Source organism: Nocardia sp. CA-129566 (genome assembly GCF_050956075.1).
In the GTDB taxonomy this organism is placed as follows: Bacteria; Actinomycetota; Actinomycetes; order Mycobacteriales; family Mycobacteriaceae; genus Nocardia.
The window spans coordinates 1,966,685-1,990,909 of sequence record NZ_CP192085.1; the positions used below are offsets into that span (position 1 = coordinate 1,966,685).

Annotated in this window: 23 protein-coding genes; 7 read left to right on the forward strand and 16 right to left on the reverse strand. The window is 67.0% G+C overall.

The window, feature by feature from the left end; genetic code table 11:
• Positions 1-490 precede the first annotated feature (490 nt).
• Together ACQP0C_RS08990 and ACQP0C_RS08995 are read left to right on the forward strand one after the other, a co-directional pair.
• On the forward strand, positions 491-733 hold the full coding sequence (locus ACQP0C_RS08990; protein ID WP_433732380.1) for a hypothetical protein: 243 nt from the start codon (positions 491-493) through the stop codon (positions 731-733).
• A 627-nt stretch (positions 734-1,360) separates the two neighbouring features.
• A complete protein-coding gene (locus tag ACQP0C_RS08995; protein WP_433732382.1) occupies positions 1,361-2,443 on the forward strand; it encodes a lipase family protein in 1,083 nt (360 codons plus the stop codon).
• A 195-nt stretch (positions 2,444-2,638) separates the two neighbouring features.
• Here ACQP0C_RS08995 and ACQP0C_RS09000 read toward each other — a convergent pair whose 3' ends face one another.
• On the reverse strand, positions 2,639-3,178 hold the full coding sequence (locus ACQP0C_RS09000; RefSeq protein ID WP_433732384.1) for a CGNR zinc finger domain-containing protein: 540 nt from the start codon (positions 3,176-3,178) through the stop codon (positions 2,639-2,641).
• Positions 3,179-3,238: 60 nt separating this feature from the next.
• Between ACQP0C_RS09000 and ACQP0C_RS09005 the strand changes: the two genes are divergently transcribed.
• Both ACQP0C_RS09005 and ACQP0C_RS09010 read left to right on the forward strand, forming a co-directional pair.
• Entirely contained in the window at positions 3,239-4,126 is an 888-nt protein-coding gene (locus ACQP0C_RS09005; RefSeq protein WP_433732386.1) for an alpha/beta fold hydrolase, read from the forward strand.
• 316 nt (positions 4,127-4,442) lie between these two features.
• A complete protein-coding gene (locus ACQP0C_RS09010) occupies positions 4,443-5,099 on the forward strand; it encodes a hypothetical protein (RefSeq protein WP_433734485.1) in 657 nt (218 codons plus the stop codon).
• A 59-nt stretch (positions 5,100-5,158) separates the two neighbouring features.
• Here ACQP0C_RS09010 and ACQP0C_RS09015 read toward each other — a convergent pair whose 3' ends face one another.
• A complete protein-coding gene (locus ACQP0C_RS09015; protein ID WP_433732388.1) occupies positions 5,159-5,605 on the reverse strand; it encodes a cupin domain-containing protein in 447 nt (148 codons plus the stop codon).
• 202 nt (positions 5,606-5,807) lie between these two features.
• On the opposite strand from ACQP0C_RS09015, the gene ACQP0C_RS09020 reads away from it, so the two are divergent.
• Positions 5,808-7,508 (forward strand): metallophosphoesterase, encoded by a 1,701-nt coding sequence (locus tag ACQP0C_RS09020; protein WP_433732390.1) that lies wholly within the window; start codon positions 5,808-5,810, stop codon positions 7,506-7,508.
• Positions 7,509-7,511: 3 nt separating this feature from the next.
• On the opposite strand, the gene ACQP0C_RS09025 is transcribed toward ACQP0C_RS09020, so the two are convergent.
• The 6 genes from ACQP0C_RS09025 to ACQP0C_RS09050 form a co-directional block, all read right to left on the reverse strand.
• Positions 7,512-7,850: a TfoX/Sxy family protein gene (locus tag ACQP0C_RS09025; RefSeq protein WP_433732392.1), complete on the reverse strand. Its 339-nt coding sequence runs from the start codon at positions 7,848-7,850 to the stop codon at positions 7,512-7,514.
• Between the two features lie 46 nt (positions 7,851-7,896).
• Entirely contained in the window at positions 7,897-8,865 is a 969-nt protein-coding gene (locus tag ACQP0C_RS09030; RefSeq protein ID WP_433734486.1) for an alpha/beta hydrolase, read from the reverse strand.
• A gap of 217 nt (positions 8,866-9,082) precedes the next feature.
• Positions 9,083-9,823, reverse strand: a complete 741-nt coding sequence (gene narI, locus ACQP0C_RS09035; RefSeq protein ID WP_433732394.1) for a respiratory nitrate reductase subunit gamma — start codon at positions 9,821-9,823, stop codon at positions 9,083-9,085.
• Positions 9,820-10,500, reverse strand: a complete 681-nt coding sequence (gene narJ, locus ACQP0C_RS09040) for a nitrate reductase molybdenum cofactor assembly chaperone (RefSeq protein WP_433732396.1) — start codon at positions 10,498-10,500, stop codon at positions 9,820-9,822. Before narJ ends, narI begins: the two co-directional genes overlap by 4 nt.
• Positions 10,501-10,534: 34 nt before the next feature.
• A complete protein-coding gene (gene narH / locus ACQP0C_RS09045; RefSeq protein WP_433732398.1) occupies positions 10,535-12,283 on the reverse strand; it encodes a nitrate reductase subunit beta in 1,749 nt (582 codons plus the stop codon).
• Position 12,284: 1 nt separating this feature from the next.
• Positions 12,285-16,082 (reverse strand): nitrate reductase subunit alpha, encoded by a 3,798-nt coding sequence (locus tag ACQP0C_RS09050; protein ID WP_433732399.1) that lies wholly within the window; start codon positions 16,080-16,082, stop codon positions 12,285-12,287.
• Between the two features lie 435 nt (positions 16,083-16,517).
• Between ACQP0C_RS09050 and ACQP0C_RS09055 the strand changes: the two genes are divergently transcribed.
• A complete protein-coding gene (locus ACQP0C_RS09055; protein WP_433732401.1) occupies positions 16,518-16,952 on the forward strand; it encodes a YdeI/OmpD-associated family protein in 435 nt (144 codons plus the stop codon).
• A gap of 35 nt (positions 16,953-16,987) precedes the next feature.
• Here the strand turns inward: ACQP0C_RS09055 and mtnC are convergent, their stop codons facing one another.
• From mtnC to ACQP0C_RS09075, 4 genes are all read right to left on the reverse strand, one after another.
• Positions 16,988-17,671, reverse strand: coding sequence for an acireductone synthase (gene mtnC, locus ACQP0C_RS09060; RefSeq protein ID WP_433732403.1), 684 nt, complete (start codon positions 17,669-17,671; stop codon positions 16,988-16,990).
• Positions 17,668-18,243 carry a 1,2-dihydroxy-3-keto-5-methylthiopentene dioxygenase gene (locus ACQP0C_RS09065; protein ID WP_433732405.1) on the reverse strand — a complete coding sequence of 192 codons (576 nt, stop codon included), beginning with the start codon at positions 18,241-18,243 and terminating at the stop codon, positions 17,668-17,670. Before ACQP0C_RS09065 ends, mtnC begins: the two co-directional genes overlap by 4 nt.
• A 4-nt stretch (positions 18,244-18,247) precedes the next feature.
• On the reverse strand, positions 18,248-19,960 hold the full coding sequence (gene mtnA / locus ACQP0C_RS09070) for an S-methyl-5-thioribose-1-phosphate isomerase (protein WP_433732407.1): 1,713 nt from the start codon (positions 19,958-19,960) through the stop codon (positions 18,248-18,250).
• A 294-nt stretch (positions 19,961-20,254) separates the two neighbouring features.
• A complete protein-coding gene (locus tag ACQP0C_RS09075) occupies positions 20,255-20,446 on the reverse strand; it encodes a TetR-like C-terminal domain-containing protein (protein ID WP_433732409.1) in 192 nt (63 codons plus the stop codon).
• An 80-nt stretch (positions 20,447-20,526) separates the two neighbouring features.
• Here ACQP0C_RS09075 and ACQP0C_RS09080 point away from each other — a divergent pair, with 80 nt between their 5' ends.
• Positions 20,527-20,667, forward strand: a complete 141-nt coding sequence (locus ACQP0C_RS09080; protein WP_433732411.1) for a hypothetical protein — start codon at positions 20,527-20,529, stop codon at positions 20,665-20,667.
• Between the two features lie 241 nt (positions 20,668-20,908).
• Here ACQP0C_RS09080 and ACQP0C_RS09085 read toward each other — a convergent pair whose 3' ends face one another.
• The 4 genes from ACQP0C_RS09085 to ACQP0C_RS09100 all read right to left on the reverse strand — a co-directional run bounded on the left by ACQP0C_RS09085 (position 20,909) and on the right by ACQP0C_RS09100 (position 24,222).
• Positions 20,909-21,097 carry a hypothetical protein gene (locus ACQP0C_RS09085; protein WP_433732412.1) on the reverse strand — a complete coding sequence of 63 codons (189 nt, stop codon included), beginning with the start codon at positions 21,095-21,097 and terminating at the stop codon, positions 20,909-20,911.
• 92 nt (positions 21,098-21,189) lie between these two features.
• A complete protein-coding gene (locus tag ACQP0C_RS09090) occupies positions 21,190-22,974 on the reverse strand; it encodes an NTP transferase domain-containing protein (RefSeq protein WP_433732414.1) in 1,785 nt (594 codons plus the stop codon).
• Between the two features lie 162 nt (positions 22,975-23,136).
• Positions 23,137-23,886 (reverse strand): VOC family protein, encoded by a 750-nt coding sequence (locus tag ACQP0C_RS09095; protein ID WP_433732416.1) that lies wholly within the window; start codon positions 23,884-23,886, stop codon positions 23,137-23,139.
• A 39-nt stretch (positions 23,887-23,925) separates the two neighbouring features.
• Positions 23,926-24,222 (reverse strand): MGMT family protein, encoded by a 297-nt coding sequence (locus tag ACQP0C_RS09100; protein ID WP_433732418.1) that lies wholly within the window; start codon positions 24,220-24,222, stop codon positions 23,926-23,928.
• Positions 24,223-24,225 lie beyond the last annotated feature (3 nt).

Consider the following 24,225-nt stretch of genomic DNA (forward strand, 5'->3'; position numbering starts at 1 on the left):
AGCCCCCTGGGGAAGCCCATGATCATCTCCTTCGGTATATCCAGAGACATCGACGGCGGATCCACCCGAAATTCATCGGTGCAGCCGAGATCATGTGCACGCTCCTGCGACTGAACTCGGCTTTACAGACCATTCTCAGGTGATCTCAGCATCCGTGGCGAAAATCTTCTGACCGGCGAGAACCTGCCAAGTCCCTGACGCAAGACAATCTCGCGCATCGGCGCGGTGATCGACCACGTCATGGAAGGTCGCGGGTTCCGCATCCCGTACAACACGATCCGGCCGCGCCGGGCACTCACCGATCGGACACCGAGAGCGGTCTGCGCCAGTCACTGACCAGCGCAGCCGCTCGATAGGCGGCTGTGAGCGGACATCTGACAAGCGTGGATCAGTGTCCTGTAACGACCCAAAGTTATTTCCCGACAATAACTTTGGCAGTCCGATTGGGCCGCCGGAGCTCAACTCTTGATCACAGTGAGGAACCCCGCGCATGGAATATCGCTTGTCGCGCAACTTGATTCGCACCGCGCTCGGCACTGTCGCCATCGGCATCGCCCTCGTCACCAGCGGCGCTACCGCCTCGGCGGATCCGTTGCCCCTCGAGCCCGCATCGACGCCCGCCGAGGTGTCCCCGGTCGGGTCCGATGGCACCGGCTCGGCCGGGACCGGCTCCTTCGGCGCCGGATCGATCCTCTGCTGGCTGCTGCACCCCAGCCCGACCTGCCAGATCTGAGTGCCTGTATAGGAACTGATCGAGCGGGAGGCATACGCCCAGCTCATGCGTCAGCGCTACAGCGGTCGGGAAGCCCGGATCGTCGGCATCAACTACCCGACCGGCAACAGATGACGCAACGGCTGGCACTCTCCGCCGCGCGGCGGAAGCCGAAACCTCCTATCCATGTGAAGGTTTCGGCTTTCGGCCGCTATTTGCGCGAAGTCGATCGTATGTATATCGCTCACCGGCTCTGGAAAAAGCGACAGTCGCCAAACTGTGGATCTGGTACACGATCGAATTTCGCTCTGCGGCAACGCCATTCTTCGCGCAGGCGAACGACCCGCGACGCCGATATCGCACGCGAGGAGACCGGTACCGGGCGCTCGAGTTCATTACTTCAACTCGCGGTGCCCGAGTATCGCACTGCCGCAATACTTTTCGTAAGCACATGCACATGCAACCCGTTGGCTGTCTATCTCCTTACCGGGCGTGTAACACCCCTTGGTCTCGTATTGATATAGCCGGTATCGGCGGTGCCTGCCCACTCGACCCGATCGGAGATCGCGGTAAATGAGAACCACCCCAAGGACTTTCAGACAACGCAATCGAACCGTTCGCCGCACGACGATTCGGCGAATCGCCGCCGTGGTCGCGTCGGCGCTGGCGCTGGCGGCCCCGCCGGTGACCGCGACGGCCGAAGAACCGTCCGCGCCCGGCGCCGTTGTCTCCACCGAACCGCTCCCCGAACCGCAGCGGCTCCCCGGAGCGGCAGCGTCGACGAAAGTCACCTATTGGACCGCTGATTCGCGTGATCGACCGCGGACCAGTTCCGGGGCGGTCTTTGTCCCCGAGGGCACACCTCCTCCCGGCGGCTGGCCGACGATCTCCTGGGGACACGGTGCCAACGGACTCGGTGACCAGTGCGCGCCCACCACGATCGGTCGGCCCGCACCGGAGTCGTCCTATCTCGCCGGACTGCTGAGCGCCGGCTTCGCGGTGGTAGCGAGCGACTACATCGGGCTCGGCACCGAGGGCCTGCCCAACTACCTCGACGGTGGCGGTGAAGCGCACGCCGTCATCGACATCGTGCGCGCCGCGCGGCGGCTCTATCCCGCGATCGGCCCGATCTGGCTGGCCCAGGGGCATTCGCAGGGCGCACACGCAGTGTTGAACACGGCACCGCGGGCTAGGGACTACGCACCCGAACTCGACTACCGGGGCACGGTCGCCACCAGCGCACCACCCCAGTTCGACGCACTGGTCGGCCTCGTCGGCCCGCAGATGCCGCCGGTCCCCGTCCCCGCCTCGCTGTTCGTGATGGCCATTGCCGGATTCCGCGACCTGCGACCCGACCTGAACGTCGACAGCCACCTCACCGACCTCGGACGCCGCACCGTGGCGCTTGCCGAAACCCTGTGCAGCCCCGAACTCGACGAACAGACCAAGAATCTCTCGATCGGTCAGCTCGTATCACAGCCCCTCGGCGAGCTGACCGAACCATTCCGGGACTATCTGCGGCTGCCGGTGGCGGGCTACCGCGGCCCGCTGTTCCTCGGGCACGGAACCCACGACGAGATCCTGCCCTATCCCCTCACATTCACCCTGGTCGCAAGTCTGCTGATCAACGGCGTCGCGGTAGATTTCCATAGCTACGACGCCGGTCACGACAGCATCATTCCGATCGCCGCCCCCGACGTGCGCGCATTCCTCGCCGCCGCCGTCCACTGACCGAATCGCGAGGGCTGCCGCCTACCGGCCGCGGCAGTCCTGCGCGCGACGGGATAGCTGTGGTTGCGGAACCGGTGCTCCCTGGCCGGCCAGGTCAGCGCCATGAGCGCGCGTTAGGACAGCGTTGCCCTCACCTTCAGTGGGCGATCGCGCACCATCGTAAAAGAATCGCGCGGCAGGGCCAGTTGTAGCGCCTCAATCAACGTGCCGGGTCTTCATCGCTTCCTTCTTGGCGCGGTTCCCACAGGTGTTCATCGAGCACCAGCGTCGGACGCCGGGACGCGACGTGTCGACGAACAATGCGCCACAGTCGGCTCCTGCGCACTGCCGAACCCGCGCGAGCAGCGGTGATGACGTGAGGTCGAGCGCGTCCCTGGCAATCAGCGACAGCGTCGCCCCGATCGGATCACCGGCGTGCCAGACCACTCGTCCGTCGGCGGCCAGCGCCGGGGACGGTGGTGGCAGTGCCGCGGCGGCGTTGACGGCCTGCCGAGCCGATGCCGGCGAACCGATCCCCTGGCGCGCCGAATCGATGAGTGCCCGGATCGACTCCCGCAGCCGCCGGGCTTCCTCGACGTAACCGCCTTCAGATGGCACGGGCACGGAATCGAGCGGGCCGAACTGCTCGACCCAGGCCGCTACCGCGGCGGCATCGGGTAGTTCCTCCATGGTCCCGTGCCGCAGCGTGCGCAGGTAGTCGAGGCACATCCGCCCTGCGCCTTCTCGGAATCGCATACCCCGATCCTATCGCGGAACCTATTTGACAGGTTCGCTGTGAACCGCTTAAATCGGTTCATGATCGAGGACCCGTACTCCGACGACGCTCTGGCCCGCTCACTACCGGGTGCGTTCCGCAGCGCTACCGCCCAGGTCAACGGCACGCGGCTGCACTACGTCGCAGGCGGTCGTGGATACCCGCTGGTACTGCTGCCGGGATGGCCGCAGACGTGGTGGCACGCCCGCAAGATCATGCCGCTACTGGCCGAGCGCTACCGCGTCATCGTGGTCGATCTACGCGGCATGGGCGGATCAGACGCTCCCGCAACGGGTTACGACAAGAAGACGATGGCCGCCGATGTCGCCGCCCTGATCCGCGAACTGGGATACGACCGGGTGAACCTGGCCGGGCACGATATCGGATCGATGGTCGCGTTCAGCCTCGCCGCCAACCATCCGACACTGGTACACAAGCTGGCGATGCTGGAGGAACCGCATCCCGACCCCCGCCTGTACGACTTGACGCTGCTTCCCGAGCCCGGCCGAGAGCGGTTGCAGCGCTGGTGGTTCGCGTTCAACCAGGTGGAGTTGCTGCCCGAACAGCTACTGGCCGACCGCGCCCGCTATCTCATCGACTTCCTGTGCACGCGGAATCTGCGCGATCTCAACGCAATTGGTGATCTCGATCGTGAGGTCTACGCACGTGCCTACTCGCGCCCCGAGGCGATCCGGGCCGCGGGCGGCTGGTATCGAACCTTCGGTCGAGATATCGCGGACCTGGCCACCTACCCGCGGGTGACGACGCCGATTGCCGCACTGCACTTCCCGGGCCACACCGACCTGCTGACCAGTCTGGCCGACACGGCGACCACCTTCCAGAGCGCAGAGATCCCTGACACCGGCCACTACCTCGCCGAGGAGCAGCCGGACAGAGTAGCCGAGACCCTCGCCGCCTTCTTCGAATGACCGGACGACCTACTGGTGTGACAGCACTTCCTGGGCACAGTCGAAATCACCTCCGCTGAACGAGTCATCGCCCTCGCGGCGCTTCGTGGTCGGCCATGCGGAAGCCTCGTGATCGACTGTTCCGGCGTGCGGGGGTGGTCCCGTAAACCTGCGGCCCGAGGTCGGGGCGGCTCATGATTGCTGCGGTTCGTAACAGCGGAGGATCATCCGACGACTACGCAGGGGGTACCGGACAACCGTCCAACTAACCAGACCCATTGTGCGTCTGTCCTTTTCAGGCAAGGCGGCAGGCGTAGGAGGAGAGACTGTGCAGATCATGCAGATGTTGGGTAGGGGTCGCCGATGGCGTGGCGGCACCGGACTGGTGCTGGGCGTCGTGGCGCCGGTGCTCATCGTGACCGCGTGCACGGCTGACAAGCAGGATTCCGCCGCGCCGCGCTCCGGCACTGCGACGGTCACTTCGATCAGCGCATCGCGGACAACGCCCCCCGTCACCACCGCGGCACCGGGCCACCCCGGCGCGACCGGAGGAGATTCGGGTAGTGGGGGTGGAGCAGGCACCGGACAGACGGCCGCCGTGCAGCCCGGCACCCCGGGTGGCGTCGACAACTGCGGAATCGTCTACTGCGGCGCACCCACCGAATCCCAGTCGGCACCAGGTGGCACGGACACCTGTGGCGTGACCTTCTGCGGCACAACGAGCAATCCCGCTCCGGCACCCGGCGGCACCGACTACTGCGGCGACACCCCGTGCGACACTTATGTCAAGTGCACCGACAAGATCAACTACGCGGGCGATCCGCGGTCCAATAACGAGATCAACAGCATCGGCGCACGAGACGGCAAGTGTCCCGAACCGATTCACCCCACGACAACCAGCAGTGCGGCACCCCTGACCACGACCACGGTGGCGCCAACGACTGCTTCGTCGCCGACGACGACCGTTACGACGACAACGGCTACGCAGCAGTAGAAGGGCGGTTTGGAGCTCGGTGCCCAGTGTGCGGGCACCGGGCACCAGACCGGTGTCGACTACGCGCACGCCGGTGCGTCGGCATCCTCGAACAGCGGCGTACCGATGGGTGTTGCGTAAACGACGTCGAGGACAAGGGGATCGGAGCCGAGGTTGCGGCCGATGTGGACGTTCCAGGAGCCCTCGGGTTCGTAGATGAAATCGCCGGTCCGGTAGACGGGGGCGGCGCAGTCGGGGCCGGGGTGGGTGAGGGTGCCCGAGCGGACGAAGCCGAAGACCGGACCGTCGTGATAGTGCCAACCGGTGGAACCGCCCGGTGCGATGGTGATTTCGCGGACGACCAGATCTCTCCCCGCGACGAAGGGCAGCAGTCCGGCCGGGATCTGCGCCTGGGCGAGGGTGACCGCGGTGATATCGGTACCCGGTGTCGCATTGGCGGTCGCGGCGCCGAAGACCGAACCGACCGAGACGACCGTGGTGACTGCCGCGCGTGTGAATGGCGTCATCGCGGCAGCCTAGTCACGAAGACGCCCTCAGAAAAGGGGTCTGCGTGGCCGCTGCGTGTGCCCTGGCGCTGGGGCGTTTGCGCGAATTGTCGTGTTAGTCGGATCGCGCTGGCCGGGCTCGCACCAGAGTTCATGAACTGTTCGGGCTTGGGAAGCGGTGTCGAGTTGCGGGATGCGCTGTGGCCGTAGAGCATCGGATGCCGTGCCGTCCAATGCGCTGAACCCAGCTGGCGATCTACCCGATACCGGAATTCCCGCCGCCCTGGCCGCCCAGATGACCATGGCCGAGCAGCACGAGTGGCACCGGAACTATCTACGCCGCCATGCCGTCTCGCGGCGCAATGTCCTGCGCGGTGCGGCCGCGGCCGCAGCCGTCGCCACGGTCGGAACCTCGCCGTTCGGCAGGCGCGCCTATGCCGAGGACGCGCAGCTCGCGGTCGGCGGTCGCCATGTCGGATACGGACCGGACGCGGCCAGTCAGCTCCGGTTCGCCGGTCAGCTCTCCCGGCCACCGGCCGGTACCAAGGTCTATCTGGACCACGGCCCGACACCCGCGCTCGGCGGCACCGTCGAGGCCGAGGTGCGCAATCTGCTGACCCAGGTGCCCGCCGCCGACGGCGGAGTGCTCGCCGCCGAACAGTTCTACGTACACGCCCCGGTCGACGGTCTGCCCGGGCGACTGCCGCACTTCTATCGGTGGCGCACCTCCGACGGATTCACCGGCGATATCCGCGCCGCCGCACCGGCAATGCCGAGCGCGCGCAGCGCGATCCTGCCCTTCCGATTCACCATGATGGGCGATCAGGGCACCGACAACACCCCGGCGCTGCCGCAGGGCACCGTGCCCGGCGACTACGACGACAAGTACTACAAGGCCGATAACGATCCGACCGCACCGCACGCGACCAATGTCCTGCGCCAGATCGCCGCCGCCAAACCGGATTTTCACATCCTCGCCGGCGATATCGCCTACGCCGATCCGTCCGGCGCCGGCAAGCCCGCCGAATTCGTCGCACACGACGCGAAGGTCGCCTCCGGCTTCGACAAGTACAACCCGTATGTCTGGGATGTCTACTTCGGCGCCATCGAAATCAGCGCCGCCCAGACGCCGTGGATGTTCGCCACCGGCAACCACGATATGGAAGCGACCTACGGCCAGCACGGCTACGGCGGACATCTGGCGCGGCTGGACTTCCCCGGCAACGGGCCCGCCGGCTGCCCCTCGGCGTACTCGTTCACCTACGGCAATGTCGCCGTGCTCTCACTCGACGCCAATGACGTCAGCTATGAGATCAAGGCCAATACCGGGTATTCCGGTAGGGCACAGACGAGTTGGGTGGAGCGCACCCTCGCGGCCTATCGCGCGGATCCGGACATCGACTTCCTGGTGTGCTTCTTCCACCACTGCGCGTATTCGACCACCGACGCGCATGCCAGCGATGGTGGCCTGCGCGATGCCTGGGCCGAGCTGTTCGACAGGTATCAGGTGGATCTGGTGCTGCAGGGGCACAATCACGTCTTCGAACGCACGGATCCGATCCGCGCCGGCGCCGCGACCAGGGTCGCCGGTGACAATTCGATCGTCTACCCGGACACCGACGGCACCGTCTACTACACCGTCGGCGGTGGTGGTCGCCCGCGCTACGACTTCCAGCCCGGTTCACAGGAATCGTTCCGCGGCCACGAATTACCGGACACCACGGTCGCGAACAGCTATGTCTGGACCTCTTCCGGTGAGAAGCAGGATGAGGCCGCGCCGTGGTCGCGAGTGCGGTTCCGCAACTACTCGTTCCTGCGCGTCGATGTCCGCCCCGGCATCTTCGCCAGCGAAATGGATGTGGTGGCGGTGGACGAATACGGCCGGGAATTCGACAAACTCACCTTCCGCCGCCTCGTCCGCTGACCGCTACTTCTGCTTCGGCGGGAGCGAGCGCGCGTAGCTCACCCCGCGATCGATCCATTCGTCGAGCGCGTCATCGTCGGTGACCGCCGCGCCGTCGACGCGCAGCCAGTTGTTCATTTCCCGACCGCCCATCACCATCGTGCCGACGTAGTCGCGGGCGAGCAGCGCGGTGCTCTCCTGCGGGTCGACGCGCACGAGTAGACCACCCTTACCGCTGGCCGCGACCGCCATATTGCCGCCGACCAGGAAGGCCAGACCGCCGAACATCTTCTTCTCGACCACATCGGGTGCGGGTTCGATCAGCTCCCGGATCCGATCGGCGAGTTCCTTGTCATACGCCATACCGCATTGTCGACCAGGGCACCGACAAGTTCGCGGTGAACGGCCGCTAGGCGCCGATCGCGGCGGCGAACAGCGGCCAGGATTCGTGCACGTCGTCCTGCCAATAGGCCCAGGCGTGGGTGCCCTGACGCAATTTCACGGTGGCGGGCACGCCAGCGGCGGCCAGCCGGTCCAGGAATGGGCGGGTGCAGCCGCCGATGACGGTCTCCATGACGCCGCCGACCGCTATGCGATCGAGCAGGCGCACCGGGCTGCCTTCGATGTCGAGATCGCCGAGGGTTTCGTGCGCGCCCGGCACGCCATTGCCCGCCGAGATATAGAGCGCGATGCCGCGCAGCCGATCCGCGTGCAGCATCGGATCGTGTTCGGCCCAGGCCGGATTGTCCGGGGCGCCCCACATATTGTCCGCATTCGCGCCGAACACCGCGAGCTCGGAGTGCACATAGGCATTGGCGGCGGGGTCGCTGGTGCGCGGGCAGCCGCTATAGGAACCCACCGCCTGATAGCGGCCGGGTGCGCCGATCGCCAGATTCAGTGCCGAGGTCGCCGACATCGACAGGCCCGCAACGGCATTGCGCCCGGTCATCCCGAAACGCGATTCCAGCAGCGGCGGCAGTTCCCGGGTCAGGAAGGTCGTCCACTTATTGCGGCCCAAGATCGGATCGTCATTGAGCCAATCGGTGTAATAACTCGCGCGCCCACCCATCGGCACGATCACATTGACGTGCTTATCCGCGAAGAAGTCCGCGATATCGGTGCGGCGCGTCCACGGCCCGCCGTCCTCGCCGCCGTCGACCGCGTTGAGCAGATAGAGCGCGGGCGCACCCGCGCCGGGATGTGACATCCACAGCGTGATCGGCCGATCCATCGCCGCCGAACGCACCACCACCTCGAATTGCCGCCCGCCCAATGGCCGAATCTCGAGGATCTGCGAGCCGGGTTCGGCTCCGGCGGTGGGAATGGTCGCGGCGCAGACCGCGAACAGGAAGACCAGGCATCGAACGAGGGAGCGCAACGAGCGAACCATCGGCACGGTGCCCATCGGGCGGGTCGAGGCCGAGCGTGCGCGAGGCGTGGGCACGAGCCGGTACATGGGTCGAATTCCTATCACGGCCGCAGCCGTGGTCTCGGGATACGACGGGCGTGTTTGCTGGGAAAATGACACGGCCCCGTCCTCCTGGTGCGGGAGGACGGGGCCGCCGGGCATCGGGTGAGAGGACCCGAATTCGGGGTCAGCGCCAGGTTTCCGGCGTGACGGGGGCATCCCAGGCGCGGGCGTAGCGGCGCTTGTCCGGTGCGTTGGATTCCTTGGCGCGGTAGACGATGTACGGGCGGGTCAGATAGCCGACGGGGGCACTGAACATGTGCACCAGGCGGGTGTAGGGCCAGATCGCGATGAGGGTCAGCACGACCAGACCGTGGACCTGGAAGGTCCATGGCGTGCCCACCATCAGCTCGGGCTGCGGGTGCAGGGTGAAAAGGCTACGGAACCATGGGGATACGGTTTCGCGGTAGTTGTAGGTGCCCCAGAGCAGGTTGCTGCCCCAGGTATTGAGCAGGCCGGTGATCAGGGCGGCGGCCAGCAGTGCGTACATGAGCTGGTCGTTGCGGGTGGTGGCCTTGCGAACGGCGGGGACGGTGATGCGGCGGTAGAGCAGGATGCCGATGCCCAGGATGACCGCGAGTCCGGCGACCGAACCCGCCGCCACCGCGACCACGTGGTAGGTGTGTTCGGAGATGCCGACCGCGGCGGTCCAGGATTCCGGGATCAGCACGCCGAGCACGTGGCCGCCGATGACACCGAGCATGCCGAAGTGGAACAGCGGGCTGCCCAGGCGCAGCAGGCGGCTCTCGTAGATCTGCGATGACCTTGTGGTCCAACCGAATTGGTCGTTGCGGTAGCGCCACAGGTGGCCGAGCACGAACGAGGTGAAGGCCACGTAGGGCAGGGTCATCCAGAAGGTGGTGGTCATCGGCGGGCTTCCGATCCGTCGAAGAGGGCGGGGTCCATGGCGAAGGGGTCCAGGCCGACCTCTTCCTCGGGCGGGCCCTGCGCGGCGAGCTCGGCGATCCGGCGGCGGTCCGCGGTGGTCAGCGGCGGCAGTGTGGCGACCACGGCGGCGACCACACCGGCGTAGGGAGATCCGTTGTCCGCCAACGACAGTCGCAGCAGCTCGATCACCGGGACGTGTTCGCCCAGCAGGCGTTCGCCGCCGATCGGGTCGACGGTGGCGGCGAATTCCAGCAGCACCGGCAGGTGGTCGGGCAACTCCTCGTCGCCGAGTTCGACGCCGGCGTGCCGGTAGGCGTGCTTGAACCGCAGCAGTGCCATGCCGCGCTTGCGGGTATCGCCGTAGGCGTAGAACGTCAGGTGCATGCTGGAACGCCGCCGCATATCGAAGGTTTCGACATACTGCTGGGCCAGCGTGATCGGCGGGGTGGCGCGCAGATGATGGATGAATTCCAGCAGGTGCGCACCCACCGCTTCCGGCAACTGCATTGCGGCATCATCGATCTGGTCGATGGTCGCCAGCATCTGCTCGTTCGGATAGTCGAGCAGCAGGGCCGCTATCCGCCACACCAGACGGCAATCGCGCTCGGACAGCCGGGCGACGGGCTCCGGCCTGCGGCGCACCTTCAGCAGTGCCATGACGCGCCTCCGACGGCTGGTCGACCGACGGCGTTCATTGGGTTGCTCCGGTCGGCGTCGGCGCGACGGAACCGTTCGCCGCCGCCGAACCGTTGGTCGAACCATTCGTGCCATTGGCCGAGCCATTCTCGGCCGCACCGTTTTTCGCCGAACCGTTGGTCGCGGGCCCATTGGCGCCATTGCCAGTGGTCGCGGTGGGCACCAAACCATCGGTACTGCGCCCATCCCAGTTCAACAGGTTGATCCGCGTCGTCTTCTGCTCCGGCGCGGCATCATTGGCATCGGTGAGATGAAACTTCTCCACCATCGTGTCGAACGCCGTCATACCCGGCCCGCCATCGGTGTCGAGGCTGCATCCGGTGGCGAGCGAATCCAGTTCGTGTGCCTGGGATGTCGCGCCCTGCGGAATCACATACCGGTGTTCGTATTTCGCGATGGCCAGCAGCCGGTACATCGCCTCTATCTCTTCCGGCTCCAAGCGCACCGATGGCGCGATCGAAGGATCGGGTTCCATGCCGAGATTCACCGACCGCATGAACGACCGCATCGCCGCCAGCCGCTGCAGTGCCGCTCGCACCGGTCCGATTTCACCGGCGGTGAAGAGTTCGGCCAGGTACTCGACCGGAATGCGCAGTGCGTCGATGGCGCCGAACAGATTCGACGCGTCCTCGGCATCGTGGCCGGTCTCCGAGAGCACATCCACCACGGGCGACAGCGGCGGCACATACCAAACCATCGGCATGGTGCGGTATTCCGGATGCAGCGGCAGCGCGATCTGGTAGTCGACGATCAGCTTGTAGACCGGCGAGTTCTGCGCGGCCTCGATCCACTCCGGCGAGATCCCGGCGCGTTCGGCCTCCGCGATCACCCGGGGATCGTGCGGATTGAGGAAGACTCCGAGCTGTGATGGGTACAGATCCTCGGGATCGGTGACCGAGGCCGCCGCCTGCACCGCATCCGCGTCGTAGAGCATGACGCCGATGTAGCGCAGCCGCCCGACGCAGGTTTCCGAACAGACCGTCGGGATGCCGACCTCCACGCGCGGGTAGCAGAACGTGCACTTCTCCGCCTTGCCCGTCTTGTGGTTGAAGTAGATCTTCTTGTACGGGCAGCCGCTGACGCACTGCCGCCAGCCGCGGCATTTGTCCTGGTCGACGAGCACGATGCCGTCCTCGGACCGCTTGTAGATCGCACCCGACGGGCACGAGGCCACACACGACGGATTGAGGCAGTGCTCGCAGATGCGCGGCAGGTAGAACATGAAGGTCTGTTCGAACTCCAGTTTCACCTGATCGGAGAGCTTGGCCAGCAGCGGATCCTTGCCGACCTGCTCCGGTCCGGAGCCCAGGTCGTCATCCCAGTTGGCGCCCCAGGTGATCTTCGTATCCTGGCCGGTGATCAGCGATTTCGGCCGCGCCACCGGGCTGGTGTCCATCGCGGGAGCCGACAGCAGATTGTCGTAGTCGTAGCTCCACGGCTCGTAGTAGTCCGAGACGGTCGGCAGATCGGGATTGGCGAAGATATTGAGCAGCCGCTTGAGCCGCGAACCGGATTTCAGGGTGAGCTTGCCGCGCTTGGTGAGCGTCCAGCCACCCTTCCATTTGTCCTGATCCTGGTACTGGCGCGGATAACCCTGCCCCGGGCGGGTTTCCACATTGTTGAACCACATGTACTCGGTGCCGCCGCGGTTGGTCCACGCCTGTTTACAGGTGACGCTGCAGGTATGACAGCCGATGCACTTGTCCAGGTTCATCACCATGGCCATCTGTGCCATGACACGCATGTCAGTACTCCACTTCCTGCGAGCGGCGACGAATCGTTGTGACCTCGTCGCGCTGATTTCCGGTGGGCCCGTGGTAGTTCAGTGCGAAGGACTGCTGCGCATAACCGCCGATGAGATGCGATGGCTTGATCATGATGCGGGTGAGCGCATTGTGGATGCCGCCGCGCTTACCCTTACCGGGCTGGGTTTGCGGTGCGGCCCAGTCGAATCCGTTCCCGTTGCCGTTCGACTCCGGCAGGCCCTCGATGCGCGGCACATCCACCGCCCGGTCCTGGGCGTGGTACATGAATACCGTGCCCTCCGGCATCCGGTGGCTGACGATGGCCCGCGCGACGACCACGCCGTTGCGGTTGACCGCCTCGATCCAATCGTTGTCCGCCACACCGATCTTCGCCGCGTCCCGATCCGACATCCAGATCGACTGCCCGCCGCGCGAGAGCGTCAGCATGTGCAGGTTGTCCTGGTACGCCGAGTGGATCGACCACTTCGAATGCGGTGTGAGGTACCGAACGGTGACGCCGTTGTCACCGACGGCCCCCACCCCCGGCTCACTGAACAGCGCGCTCATATCGAGCGGCGGCCGGAAGATCGGCAGCTGCTCTCCGAGTTCGGCCATCCAGTCGTGGTCGAGGTAGAAGTGCTGGCGCCCGGTCAGGGTGTGCCAGGGCTTGAGTCGTTCGGTATTGATGGTGAACGGGGAGTACCGCCGTCCGCCGGTTTCGCTGCCCGACCACTCCGGCGAGGTGATCACCGGAACCGGCCGGGATTGGGTGTCGGCGAAGGTGATTCGCTTACCCTCGTGCTCGGCGGCGAGATCGGCGAGCTGGGTGCCGGTGCGCCGCTCCAGCGCGTGGAACCCTTCGACCGCGAGCCTGCCGTTGGTGGTGCCCGATAGCGCCAGGATCGCCTCGGCCGCGTGGGTGTCCTTGGCCAGCGACGGACGCCCCTGGGCCACACCGGAGACCACGGTGCCGTTCACACCGGCGAGGTAGGCCACTTCCTCGTCCGGATGCGTGGTGACGCCCTTGGTGGTGACGCCGAGCGTATCGATCAGCGGTCCGAGCGCGGCCATCTTCTCCGCGAGCTTGGGGTAATCCCGCTCGACCACCACCAACTTCGGCATGGTCTTGCCCGGAATCGGTTCGCACTCACCGGCTTTCCAGTCGAGTACGCGTCCACCGGCCTGCGCCAACGCATCCGGCGAATCGTGCTGCAGCGGTACCGCGACAATGTCCTTGCGCTTGCCGAGATGCTTCTCAGCCATCCAGGAGAATCCGCGCGCGATCCGGTGGAACGCCTCGAAATCGGTCTTGGCCTCCCACGGCGGGGAGATAGCGGGGGAGAAGGCGTGCACGAACGGGTGCATATCGGTGGAGGACAGATCGTGCTTCTCATACCAGGTGGCGGCGGGCAGCACGATATCGGAGAACAGTGTGGTGCTGGTCATCCGGAAGTCCAGTGACAGCAGCAGATCCAGCTTTCCGGTCGGCGCGTCCTCGCGCCAGACCAGCTCCTGCGGCCGTACCCCCTCGGCATCGGTGGTCTGCAGATTGGAATCGGCGCCGAGCAGATGCTTGTGGAAGTATTCGTTGCCTTTACCGGAGGACCCGAGCAGATTCGCCCGCCAGACGGTCAGGCAGCGCGGAAAGTTCTCCGGCGCATCCGGATCCTCGCAGGCGAAGCGCAGCTCACCGGATTTGAGCCCGTCCACCACATGTTCGGGCGCGGTCTTGCCCGCCGCCTCGGCCTCGTCCACCAGATCCAGCGGATTGCGGTCGAACGTCGGATAACTCGGCATCCAGCCGAGGCGACTGGCCAGCGCGATATTGTCGGCGGCGGTTCGGCCCGCGAATTTGCCGCGGCCCAGCGGGGAGGCGAACGACTGTGCGGTGAACGGGTCGTAGCGCCACTGGTCATTGCTGAGGTACCAGAACACCGTGCCCTGCATCTGGCGCGGCGGTCGCTGCCAGTCCAGCCCGAAGGCCAGTGTCGACCAGCCGGTTACCGGACGGCATTTCTCCTGGCCGACGTAATGCGCCCAACCGCCGCCATTGACGCCCTGGCAGCCGGTGAGCAGCGTCAGGGTGAAGAAGGCGCGGTAGATCTGGTCGGAGTGGAACCAGTGGTTGGTGCCGGCGCCCATCAGGATCATCGACCGGCCGCCGGATTTATCGGCGTTATCGGCGAATTCGCGGGCGATGCGCTGAGCCTGTGCGGCGGGCACGCCGGTAATGGCCTCCTGCCAGGCCGGGGTGTAGGGCTCGGACGCGTCGTCGTAGCCGCTCGGCCAGGTGCCCGGCAGGCCATCGCGTCCCACACCGTACTGCGCGAGCAGCAGGTCGAAGACCGTGGTGACCCGCTTGCCCGCGACGGTGATCGTCGGCACGCCGCGCACCACCACGCCCGCCGTATCGGTGTCGAAGCGCGGCAGCTGTACCGTGATCGGGCGCTGGTCGGCCCGGTCGTGCAGGGTCAGCAGCGGATCGACGCCCTCGAGATCCAGATTCCACTTGCCGGTATCGCCCGCGGTAAAGCGGTGGCCGAGTGAGCCATTGGGCACCACCGGATTGCCGGCGGCGTCGAGCAGCACCATCTTGTGCGCCGCGGTCTCATCGGTGTGGCCGAGGTCGGCCGCGGTGAGGAATTTGCCGGGCAGCGCGCCGTCGTGGTGGTAGACGCCATCGGCGTCCCAGCCCTGCGGATCGTCGAGGCAGACCAGGAAGGGCAGATCGGTGTAGCGCTTGACGTAGTCCAGGAACCGGGGCGTGGCGCGGTCGACGAAGAATTCCTTCAGGACCACGTGGCCCATCGACATGGCAAGGGCCGCATCGGTTCCCGGCCGCGCCGGCACCCATTCATCGGCGAATTTGGTGTTGTCCGCGTAGTCGGGGGAGACCACGACGACCTTCTGGCCGCGGTAGCGGGCCTCGGTCATATAGTGCGCGTCCGGGGTCCGGGTCACCGGGACATTCGATCCCCACATGATGAGGTAGCCCGCGTCGAACCAGTCGGCCGATTCCGGCACATCGGTCTGATCGCCGAAGACCTGCGGTGAGGCGACCGGCAGGTCGGCGTACCAGTCGTAGAACGACAGCATCGAGCCGCCGAGCATCGAAATGAACCGGGCGCCAACGGCATGGCTGACCATCGACATGGCCGGAATGGGGGAGAATCCGGCCACCCGGTCGGGGCCGTACTTCTTGATCGTGTGCACATGCGCGGCGGCGGCGATCTCGGCGGCCTCCCACCACTCCGCGCGGACGAATCCGCCCTTGCCGCGAGCGGACTTGTAGCGCTTGGCCCTTTCCGGATCCTCGACGATCGATTCCCAGGCCAGCACCGGATCCTTGAGCCGCTCCTTGGCCTCCCGGTACAGCTCGAGCAGGACACCGCGCACATACGGATAGCGCACGCGCGCGGGCGAATAGGTGTACCAGGAGAACGACGCGCCACGCGGGCAGCCGCGCGGTTCGTACTCGGGCTTGTCCGCGCCGACCGACGGATAGTCCGTCTGCTGCGACTCCCAGGTGATCACGCCGTCCTTGACGTAGATCTTCCAGGAGCAGGACCCGGTGCAGTTCACCCCGTGCGTGGAGCGCACCACTTTGTCGTGTGACCAGCGGTCGCGGTAGAACTCGTCGGCACTGCGCCCGCCGATCTGATGCAGGCTGCGCTGGTCGGTCGACACCTCGCCGCGGTGGAAATATTTGCCGAGACGCAGCAGTGCGTCGCTCGCGTCGCCGGATTGCCGATCGGCCGAATCGGAGGACGCGGAACCCTGAATGCGCGAATTAACCACGACGTCCCCTTCGAGCTGTGAAACCAGGCTGTTGCACCGACTGTAAGGAGGTCACGACGCACGTCCAAACGAATCTCTCACAGCGCGCGCCGGCCGGTGGTGAGTTGTGAGGTCGGCGCAACGTGGTGGTCACCGCGCGATTGCCCCAGAACGCCGACGGCATCGAGGTGACCTGGGCGGATCCGCCCTGACCGGCTGAAATGCGGCTTCCGGCGGGTGTTTCGGGGACTTGCCGGTGATGCTTTGGAAACCGCTGGTTCTCAGGTGGTTTACATTTGTTAACACACTTCGAGAGCCCTGCTGCGGCCCATTTCACATCCGCGCGGAGCGGTCGAACGGCCGTACGCGCACCATTCTCACGACCCGCTTCGCTATTCGCTATGGATTTGCCGATAGTTTCGGCGACTACCGCATGCGCGGATTACTCTTCGGCACATGCACAGATTCGAAGCGACCATCGAGTCCGCCGCCAGGGGCGGTGCCTACGTCGCGGTGCCCGCCGAGGTCATCGCGGCGCTCGGGGGCGGCGGCCGGATACCGGTCCGCGCCAGTTTCGACGGTATCGCCTACACCGGATCCATCACGTCCATGGGCGCGGGACCGTGCCTCGGCATGCTCAAAGCGATCCGCACCGAATTGGGCAAGCAGCCCGGCGATACGGTCGAGGTCGCCGTGGAACGCGACGACGCCGAGCGCACGGTCGAAGTCCCAGCCGATCTGGCCGCCGCACTGGCGGACGCCGGGGTGCGGGCGGCATTCGACGCACTGTCGTTCACCGCGCGCCGCGAACTCGTCACCGGTGTCGTCGCGGCGAAGCGGCCGGACACTCGGTCCCGGCGGATCCAGCAGGCGGTGGCGGCGGCCAGCTAGCGGCCGTCAAAGTGCCAGCGCGGCTGGCGAATACCTCAGGGCAGGGCCAGCTCCGCGAATGAGGCGATCCAATGATGTGGGGGCCGTGCTGGATTCGGCTCGCCGGGACGGTGGACGCCGGTGACCGACCAGCCCGCGGCGACCGCGGCATCGAGTTCGTCCGGATGGTCGGACAGGAACAGGATGCGGTCGGCGGATGTGCCGATGGCACCGGCGATCTTCGCATACGATGCGGCTTCGCGTTTCGGTCCCGCGCTGGACAGGTCGAAGTAGCCGCTGATGAGCGATGCCAGCTCGCCGCCGCGGGCGAAGGTGAACCAATCCTGTTGGTTGCGTACCGATCCCGAGGAGTAGACGTAGAGCGCCAGGCCAGCGGCGTGCCAGGCGGCGAGGGCGGGCGCGACATCCGGGAAGAATTCGCCGTGCAGCGCGCCATTGCGGAAGCCCTCGGCGCAGATGATGCCCTGCGCGGCCTTGAGCGGTTCGGCCTTCACATCCGAGCCGAGCCAGTCGCGCAGGATCGCGGCCACCTCGTCGGTATCGGCATCGGGGCGCTCGGCGAGTTCCCGGGTGGCCGCGATAATGGGAGCGGCCGCGCCCGTATGGTTTTCGGCCAGCCACTCGGGCAGGCGCGCTCGGGTGTAGCCGTACAGGTCCTCGCGCACCGAACTGGTCGGGCTGGTGGTGCCCTCGATATCGACGACGACGGCGGCGATCACGAGGCGGTCAGCAGTTGGTCGAGGGTGGGGAAACCCGTGCTGATGGGGTCACCGGTGAAGTCGCCGACCCAGCCGTCGGCCTCCTCGAAGAATCGGATGGCGATGAAGTCGGGGCGGGTGCCCATATCGAACCAGTGCAGCGTGCCCGCCGGCACCGAGAGCAGGTCGCCGCCTTCGCAGACCGCCGCCACCACCTCGTCGCCGAGATGCAGGTAGAAGCAGCCGCGTCCGGCCGCGAAGAAGCGCACCTCGTCCTCGGCGTGCCGATGCTCGTTGAGGAACTTCTCCCGAGCGCCCTTGGCGATCTGCGGCCACTCCGGATTCGCGTCGTCGGGGTGGATCCGGGCGATATCGATATGCTTGTAGCGGCCGGAGGCGTTGAGTTCGGCGACCCGGTCGTCATATTCGGCCAGCAGTTGCTCCGATGCCGTTTCGGTGGCGTTGTCGAGCACCGGCCAACGGTCGAAAGTGATTCCCCGGGCGGCCAATTCGGCGGCGATCACCGCATCGTCGGTGGTGCGCAGCAGGACCTTGTCGGCATTGTCGGCGGCCATAACCTGCAGCAGCGTCATGATGTCAGTCCAATCTCGGTGATCTCGTTCGGATTGCGTGCTGGTCGTTTCGAGCGACCTGCAAGCAGTCGCTAGCGGTGAAAGCCTGTCGACGGCCGGTGCGGGCCACCAGCTCACACAGGGCCTCGAGGCATTCGGCGCGGTCGCGCGCCTGGGACAGATTGTCCCCCCAGGTGGTGATCCCGTGCCCCGCGATGGCCAATACCGGTGCCGCGGTGGGGTTCTCGCGCAGATATCGCTCGATATCGGTGCCGATGCGCGCGACGTCGGGCCAGTTCGGGAAGACGGGGAGGTCCAGGACGGTCGGGTAGCTGCCGTCCGGCTGCGCGGCCACCAGGCCCTTGATGAGTTCGTAGTCGGCGATGCGCAGTGCGGTCACCGCATCGGGGGAGCCCGAGCGGGTCGCGGCGGTCGTCGCGTACGGCGGATGAATGTGCACGACGGCGGTGGCGTCGGTGGTTCGGTACACCGCCGTGTGAATCGTGGTCTCGGCAGACGGTTTGCGCTGCTGGTCGGACACGGGCGCGGAGTCCGCGATGCGGACGGTCACCATGTCACGCGGGGTCAGTTCACCCTTCGACAGACCACTGCCGGTGATGACCGCGGTGTCGCCGGTGCGCACCGAGATATTGCCCGCGGTGCCCGGCATCCAGCCGCGGCCGTACAGCTCGCGTGCGATATCGGCGATGGCCGCACCCGAATCGCCTTCGGCCCGTTCGGCATTCGCGCCGTGCACGACACCGAGTTCGGTAACGACCGCGGTCACCAACTCCGCCGGCGTCACATCGAAGGCCGGATTGAAGGCGTCGGTATCGGTGGGAGCCGTTGCGACACTACCGAATCCGGTCACCTCCGCCGCCGCCCGTTGCTCGACGACGATATCGGCGCCGGTCGCCGTCTTCGGATCACGCGTGGACTCCGGCGCCACCACGATGAATGGAATGCCGTGGTGGCGGGCCGCGATCGCGAGCCCATAGGTGCCGATCTTGTTCGCGACATCGCCATTGGCGGTCACCCGGTCCGCGCCGACCAGCACACAGTCGACCTGACCGGTCGCCATCGCCCAGGCGGCGGCGGAATCGATGGTGAGCCGATGCGGTATGCCCGCTTCGGCGAGCTCCCAGGCCGTCAGCCGCGCGCCCTGCAATAGCGGGCGGGTCTCGTCGACCAGGACGTTCTCGATCGCCCCGCGTTCGGCCAGCACCCGCATCGCCCCGATCGCGGTGCCGAAGGCGCTGGTCGCCAGCCGCCCGGTATTGCAGTGGGTGAGCACCCGCAGCGGCCGGTCCGGGCACAGCCGCTGTACGAGATCGGCGGCATGGGTGGCGGCGGTCCGATTGACCCGACCGTCCTCGGCCAGCATGGCCAGGGTTTCGGCGAGTACCGCGTCCGCGCCGAGTGGCACCTTGGGCAGCACCCGCCGCACCGCCCAGGCGAGATTGACCGCGGTGGGCCTGGCATCGGCGATCCGCGCGGCATCGGCCTCGGCCCGCGCCACATCGACGACGCCGCCGGTCGTATGCGCGGCGGTAGCGATGACCACCCCGAACGCACCGGCGATACCGATGGCGGGCGCGCCGCGGACGGCCAGCGTCTCGAGCGCGTCGATGACGTCATCGACCGTGGTCAGACGCAGCTCGCGCACCTCATGCGGCAGTTCACGCTGGTCGATGGTGACCAGCGCACCGTCGTCCCAGATCAGGGAACTGTCGTCCATCAGGCGCATCCTTCGGTCGGGCGTTGGGGTGTTGTCCCTGGTCAACGGTATCGGACCGCCGGTGGCGGCGGAAATCCGGCCGACGGGCTCCCGGCGTCGTTGCGCGACGAACTCCGCCTCGCGCTCGACCGGCTCCCATCGGGAAAACCGTATTCGCCCAGGCGGATTCGTCCCAGGCGGCGGCGAGCTCGGCGACCTTCTCGGGGCATTGCGCGGAAAGATCGCGCAGCTCGGTCGGATCCGTGCGCACATCGAACGGCCGCCATCTCGGCGCATCGATATCGGTGCCGGAACCTATGCGTCGGCGACGGCCCCGTGCAGCACCATGTCAACGGTGTGGTCGAGGTGTTCCGGTGTAACGGCCTCGCCCCGCAGCAGTACGCGGAACCAGATCGAGCCCGCCAGCATATCCATGATCGCCTCGGGGTCCGCGGTGGGCGGCAGCTCGCCTCGCTCGATGGCGCGCCGGAAGATGGGGTTGTTCACGGGCGAGTCGGTCGGCGAAGAACGCACGGGCGACCTGGCCGAGTTCTGGCCGACGCGGCGCGGCAGCGAAGAAGGGCGCGATGATCGCGGCGGTGCGGTCCCTCGGCGTAGCGGCCGCGGTACTTGGGGAGATCCTGCGGTCCGTGTATGGCGAAGTGCACGAAGAACGGTTCGGCGCGTTCGTGCGCGCCCAGGTCCTCGATGTAGGTGATCGCGCGTAATTCTTACACCGCGGCCCGCAATGCATTTCGTATTTTCGGCGGCGAAAAGCGGCGCTGGCGCGTGGCCGTGTGTAATTCGAACGGCGCGCAGTGCATTCGCGAGAACACGCGGAACGTTTATGGGGGATCGCCCGAAATGTCGTGACGTAATTAGCGTCCGGAGCCGGGAAGTACCGGCGCGGAGCCGGGGTGCGCGCAAACGAGCCGCCGGTCCATGCAGGATCCGGCGGCCCGTTTCAGATCAGTGCTGTCCGGGTCGGCGCTGTTCAGAGCTGCGCCGTTCCGAGCCCTGGTCCTGACGCTGCTGTTCCATCCGTTCGCGATCGCTCAACGAGCCGGATCGGTTCATGCCCTCCTGGCGCTGCTGTTGCTGCTGCCGCTCCATCTGCTTGGGCATTTTCTTAGGCGTCTTCTTCGACTTTTCAGCCATCTCCACTCGGTCCTTTCCGAAGTGATTTGGATTCGCCTAACAACGACACAATAGCGAGCGGACATCAGCAGTGGAAGAAGAATGTCGATTCTTTACATCCGCAGCGGGAGGAATTCGACCAGATCATCGTCGGTGGCCTGAGCCCCGACGATGACCAGGCCGTCACGGTCGACCAGGCCGCCCAGATGGGTGGTGCGGACCTGCGGATCGCCCAGCCAGCCGCCGTAGGGGGCGATGCGGGCCGGGACGATGCGGGTGACGGGTCCGGAGATCGCGCTCGCATTGTGCAGCGGTCCGACCAGCGGACGCAGCGGATGGCCGCCGGTCCGGCCTTCGACGAGAGCGGGGGACAGGGCCATGAGCACCGCCAGGGCCGCAAAGGGGTTGCCGGGCAGACCGAGAACCGTTGTGCCGGTGGTCAGTTCGGCGACAATGGTGGAGCCGCCGGGACGGATGGCCAAGCGGTGCACCAGGATTCGAGCCTGGGCGCGCGCAATGGCGCCGCGCAGCTGATCCGCCGCCCCGCCGCCGGTGGCGCCGACGATCACCAGCAGATCGCATTCGTCAACGGCGCCGAGCACTTCGTCGAAGCCGCGCGGCGTATCGCGCAGGTGCACCCGATCGATGGTGTGAATTCCGTACCAGGACAGCACATCCGGCAGGATGGGCCCGATCGAGTCGCGGGTCTGGCCGGTCTGGAGCGGGCCGGTGCTGCGGATCTCGTCGCCGGTCATGATGATCCTGGCCCGGATCGGACCGCGCACGAGCGCCTCGGTCACCTCGACACTGGCCGCGGCGGAGATCAGCGCCGCGGTGACAGCGGTGCCCTCGGGGGCGACTAGATCGCCGCGATCACGGTCCTCGCCACGGCGGCGAATATCCTCGCGCAGCGGGGAATCCGGCAGTCGGTGCAGTGTTTCATCCTGGTCGATCCGCGCGAATTCGTCACGGAGCACCCGGGTGGTGCCATCGGGCACATGAGCGCCGGTGGCGATCCGCACCGCCTCACCGGAGAGCAATCCGACCGGCCGCCGCCCGCCTGCGAAGCCGATATCGCGGCGCAAACGCCACGGACCATCACCGGAGACGGCGTATCCGTCCATTGCCGAGACGTCGAAGCGCGGCAGCGGCCCGAGCGCGGTCAGCGGCGCGGCCAGGGTGGCACCGCGCACCGAGCCGAGCTCGGCACGATATTCGGTGAGTCGAGAGATGGTGGTGCGCAGGATATTCCGTGCTTCATCGAGGGGCAGCGGGGTACCGGCGGCGGTCTTCGAGGGTGCGGGACGAGCACTCGGCGCGGCACCGGCATTCCAGGCCAGCCGGGCCCGGCGCACCTGCTCTTCGGTATCGCAATCGGCGATACCCGCCATGGTGACGGTGATCGTGTCGGCCGGAATCAACGCCTTCATCGGCTGATTGATCAGCGACTCCAGCCGCGCCAGCGCGCCCGCGAGTGCTGTGCGCCGCCATACGCCGATCAGATACTGCGGCCGTCCGGATTCATCGGCCGCGAAGACCGCGTCCGCACCGGATTCGGTGCCGTGCCGAATCAGTTCCGGCACTGTCGTTTTCGAGAGGAACGGCAGATCCGCTGCGAGCACCACCACCAGCGGCGCGGCGGAGGGACCGAGCGCGCGCAGCCCGGCCCCCACCGCGGCGACCGGACCCGAGCCGGGCGGAACCTCGCGCACCTGGATGATCTCCGGGCCCAATTCGGGCCTATGCGGTCCGACCACAACGGTCCGCCCGCAGGACGTCACCGCCGCCAGAGCCGCGTCGAGCATGGTCCGGCCGCCGATGACAATGGCGGGTTTGTCGACGCCGCCCATCCGGCTGGCGCGCCCGCCCGCCAGCACGATCGCGTCCGCGGCGGTCACCGGCCGGCGCCCGGCGCGATGGCCGGCGGCATCGCGTCGCGATTCGATGCGGGATGGGGGTCGGGCAACGGGTGGGCAAGCATGGCCGACATGCTAATTCGTCGCCGGCACGGATCCGGGGAGGGCCGGGTGCCGCGGGCGACCAGCGGGCCGTCGCACCCGCTACACCGCCGAATAGTCGGAGGCCAGCCGGAGCAGTCGGAATTCATTGGTCTCTGGATCGGCCAGCACCAGCCCGGGTGCGCCGCCGATGACCTCCGGGCCGACCTCGGTGGCGCCCGCGGCGCGGAGCCGGGCCAGCTCGGCGGCCGGATCGTCGGAGGGGAAGAACGCCAGGTCGAGATGGACTCGATTACGGCCGCGCTCGGTATCGGGCGTGCGGATGAATTCCAGCCAGCAGCCGAGTCCGGTGGCCGAACGCAGCCCCGCCACCTGCGCGCCGCCGTGGGCCACCGGCCAGCCGGAGGCGGTGGACCAGAACTCGGCCAGCCGCACCGGGTCGTTGGTATCGACCACGATGGCGGCCACCGCACCGGTGTCCACGTACTCCTCCCGAGGCTCCAGTACGCAGAATTCGTTGCCTTCCGGATCGGCGAGCACCACCCACGGCACCGTGCCCTGGCCGATATCGATGCGGCGGGCTCCCAGCGCGAGCGCGCGGTCGACCTGCACCCGCTGGTGATCGAGTGAGCGACTGGCCAGATCCAGATGGATGCGGTTCTTGCTGCCCTTGGCGCGCGTCGTCGGCCGGAAGGTCAGGGTCAGGTCGAGGCCGTCCGGATCGGGCGCCGCCACATCGACCGCGTCGGGGCGGTCGATCGTCACCGTCCAGCCCAGCAACTCGGCCCAGAAGTCCGCGACGGACCGGGGCCGGTCCGCATCGAATGCGACACACGCCAGGCGGGTGGACATGACTCAACGGTAACCGCCGCTCGACGGCGGCGGAGCCGTTTACGGGAGCGGGAAACGCGCGGTGCGCAGGTCCACTCGACCGTCGCGGATCGGGACGCCCTCGGCGGCCAGCAAGCGCAGCTGGCGATCGGCCAGATGGGCGGCGGGGCGGCCGCTCGCGCCGATCACCCGATGCCATGGCAGATCCGCGGAGTCGGTGCGCATGATCCAGCCGACCGTGCGCGGGGTGGACAACCCGGCGGCCGCGGCGATATCGCCGTAGGTGACCACTTGGCCGGGCGGCACCGTCGCGACCAGCGCGCGCACCCGCTCGACCTCGGCATCGGTGGTGGCCATCCG